Below are 3,556 nucleotides of genomic sequence, written 5' to 3'. Positions count from 1 at the left end.
CCGCGCCACACAACTGATCATCCAGCCTGGATCACACCAGCTGACCAGCAGCAACACAGATCAGAGACTTCCCAAACAGACCCTAGGGTGCCCTGGGTACCGGACAGCCTTGGGCGTTGAGCACCCGCACCATGATGGCACCGGCCGCGCGGCGCCGTCTGCGCACGACGCCCTCCTTCGCCGCCTGGTGGTGCCCGGCTCAGTCGGGCACGGACCCCGCGCGCAGGTCACCGTCCAGGTGAGCGAGCATCTGGTCGAGGTCCCGAGCGACGTCGTAGTCCGGATCTCCGGCCCAGCGGATCATGGCGCTCAGGATGACACCGAAGATCGCTGCACTGAGCGCCCGGACGCTGGGGGCGCTCTCCACGCGGCCCGACCGCTCAGCGACCAGCGAGGTGATCATCTGGGTTGTCTGATTGATGTTTCCCAGGCTGGCCGCCCACAGGCCGGGCACCGTCACCATCAGGACGTCACGGTCGCGCTGCGCGCGGAACTCCCCGGGCGACAGGCTGGTCAGTGTCTCCTGGATCGCCCGGCGCAGCGCCGACAGGACGGGCAGGTCGGCCGGTTGGGCGCGCCACGCCTGGAGGAAGAACGCGTCCTGCTCGTCGGAGACGACCAGCTCGTCCTTGGTCGGGAAGTAGCGGAAGACCGTGCTCTGGGACACCTCGGCGGCTTCAGCAATCTGCTCCATGGTGGTCGCCTCGTAGCCCCGCTCGCGGAACAGGCGCAACGCCTCCTGCTGGATCGCGGCCCGCGTCTTGGCCTTCTTGCGCTCCCGCAGGCCGACACCAGGCCCCTCGGCCGCTGCCCGCGGCCACTGCTCCCCGACAAGGCCCATCATGGGAGGTCCCTTCCCTGCGCCGAGTGGTCGATCGTTCAGCCGCTCGGTCATTCCGACTGGGGGTAGTCACCCACCGGCAGAGTACAGCGCACTCTGAACTGATGGTAAACTAGCAGAATATTCGCGCAGCGTGACCGGCTACTCACCAGCCGCGCGGTTGGCGCCAGCCGGACGGCGTCCGCCCGCGTGACGAGGGCAGCCTCATCCTCCGGCGTTTCTCACAGCTCCCGGTCGAGCAGTTCGAAGATGTCGTCGTCGGTCACCGTGTCGAGGTCATCACCGTCGCTCGTCGCCGCGTCCTCGACGGCACCCCCGGCGAACTCCCGCCACCGCCACACCAGGGTTTCCAGCCTGCCGGCGATCTCCTCGCGGATCGCCTCGTCGTCCGGCGCGCGACCCAGCGCCTCCTCCAGCGTTCGCAGCGACGCCAGGATCCCGCCGCCGGATGGCTGGTCATCGGTACCACCGAGACGCTCCAGCAGGTGCGCGACGAGCGTGGCCGGCGTCGGGTAGTCGTAGATCAATGTGGAGGGAAGCCTCAGGCCCGTAACCGCGGCCAAGCGGCTTCGCAGTTCGACACCCAGCAGTGAAGTGAAGCCGACCTGCAGGAAGGTCAGCTCCTCGTCCAGCTCGAGAGGTCCCGGATGACCCATGACGGCGCCAGCCTCGGCGCTCAGCGCCTCCAGCAGCACGGCCGCGCGCCCGGCTGACGGCACCACGGCCACGCGCGCGGCGAGCGGCGCCACGGCGGCCGCGGCACCATCGTCTGCCTGGGCGGCGTCGGCCAGCGTGGCCAGCCGGTCCACCAGCGGCCGGGGCCGCGCGGCGGTGAACGCGTCGACGAAGCGGGCTCGGTCCAAGTCCGCGACGGTCACACATGCCTCGTCCCGGTCGGCCACCGCCTGGTAGGCGGCGACCGCCTGCTGCGGCGGCATGGTGCGCATTCCGCTGCGGTCGAGCCACGCCACGTACTGCTCGTCGCTGGCCATGCCCGCGCCGGCCCAGGCGCCCCAGGCGATCGAGGTCGCGGGCAGCGCCAGCGACCGGCGATGCTCGGCCAGCGCGTCGAGGTACGCGTTCGCCGCCCCGTAGCCGGCCTGGCCCGCGCTTCCCCAGACGGCGGCCGTGGACGAGAACAGCACGAACCGCTCCAGGGGCGTGTCCCGCAGCAGCTCGTGCAGGTTGCGGGCGCCGGCCGCCTTGGCCGCGAGCAGGTCGCCGAGCTCGTCGAGGTCCAGCTCCGCCGCCGGCTTCCGCAAGCCCGCGATGCCGGCGGTGTGGATGACGGCGGTGAGGGGGTGGTCGGGGGAGATGGTGGAGAGGGCGGCGGCGAGGGCGGTGCGGTCGGCGGTGTCACAGGCCGTGAGGGTGACGGTGGGGGCGCCGAGGACGAGGAGTTCGGTGCGCAGGTCGGTGGCGTGGGGGTGGTGGGGGCCCTGGCGGGAGAGGAGGTGGAGGTGGTGGTGGCGGCGGGCGTGGTGGCGGGCGACGTGGCTGCCGAGGGCGCCGGTGCCGCCGGTGATGAGTACGGTCCCGCCGGGATCAAGGGGCACGGTCGGGGTGGCCGTGAGCGGGGCGGGCGTGAGGTAGGGCAGCTGGACACCACTGGGGCGCAGCGCGAGCTGAGTGTGGCCGGTCGCGGCGAGGGCGGTGGCGAGCTGGGTGGCGGTGCCGGCGTCCCAGGTCGCGGGAAGGTCGATGAGGGTACGGTGATGGTGGGGGTGCTCCAGCTCGGCGGTGCGGATGAGGCCCCAGGTATGGGCCTGGGCGGGGTGTTCCAGGGGGTCGTCGCCGTGGGTGGCGGTGGCCGCGGTGGTGAGCACGTGCAGCGCGATGGCCGGGTGGTCGATGTGCTCCTGGAGCAGGTGCAGGGTGTTCGCGAGGCCGGTAGGCAGTGTCGGGTGACGCGGGTGGGGCGTCTCGTCGAGGGCGAGCAGCGAGACGATGCCGACCGTCGCGCTGTCGACGCGCGCGTCGAGCGCCAACGCGAGACTCCTCCGGTCGCACGCGCCGCCGACCTCCAGCAACTCGACCCGCGCGCCATGCGCCGTCAGCGCATCCACGCAGCTGGACGTCAGCCGCGCCCACCGCGCGCCGCGCGGGACGACGACCAGGTAGTCGCCGGTGAGCGAGGCCGATCCGCCCGCCGGTAGCAGGTCCCACTCGAGGCGGTAGCCCCAGGACCGGTACTCCTGTCCGTCGTGCCACTGCTGCCGCCAGCCGGCGACCGCCGGGAGCATCGAGGCCAGCGACAACCGTGCCTCCGGGGTCTCGATGCCGACCAGGTCGGCGAGCTCGGCGCTGTCCACCCGATCCACCGCCGACCAGAAGCGATCCTCCCGCTCGTCGGTGGCGGGGCGCTGGTCGCGGTCGAGCCAGTAGCGCTGGCGGTCGAAGGCATATGTCGGCAGCGCAAGCCGCCGGCCGGTCTCGACGGCCAGCGGCACGAGACCGGCCCAGTCCACCGCGACACCGACCGTCCACAGACGGGCCAGGCCGCGGGCGAGCGCCACGGGCTCCGGGACCTCCGGACGGCTCAACTCGATGGCTCGCTGGCCCGGGAGTGTTGACGCGGTGTGGTTGCTCGGACCGTAGGGTCCGGGTGTGTCCGGTGATCCGCCCGTGCCGTCGGCGCCGTCGTAGGACGAGCTCGCGGCGCTGGTGGTGAGCCTGCAGGCGGATCTCGCGCGGGCGTTGGCACGGATCGCGGAG

2 protein-coding genes are annotated in these 3,556 nt (G+C 72.2%); both read right to left on the bottom strand.

The annotated features are described in order from the left end of the window. Positions 1 to 199: 199 nt before the first annotated feature. The gene (locus tag MXD61_RS05460) at positions 200 to 844 is read right to left on the bottom strand and encodes a TetR/AcrR family transcriptional regulator (protein ID WP_248811751.1); all 645 of its coding nucleotides are present in this window, start codon (positions 842 to 844) and stop codon (positions 200 to 202) included. 218 nt (positions 845 to 1,062) lie between these two features. Continuing rightward, positions 1,063 to 3,556 (bottom strand): SDR family NAD(P)-dependent oxidoreductase (locus MXD61_RS05455; RefSeq protein WP_248811750.1); only part of this gene is annotated, 2,494 nt, incomplete at its 5' end.

Origin of the sequence: Frankia sp. AgPm24 (assembly GCF_023243055.1) — a bacterium.
Taxonomy (GTDB): domain Bacteria; phylum Actinomycetota; class Actinomycetes; order Frankiales; family Frankiaceae; genus Frankia; species Frankia umida.
The sequence above is the reverse complement of the archived record's forward strand: the minus strand, read 5'-3'. Positions and strand labels throughout refer to the sequence as shown.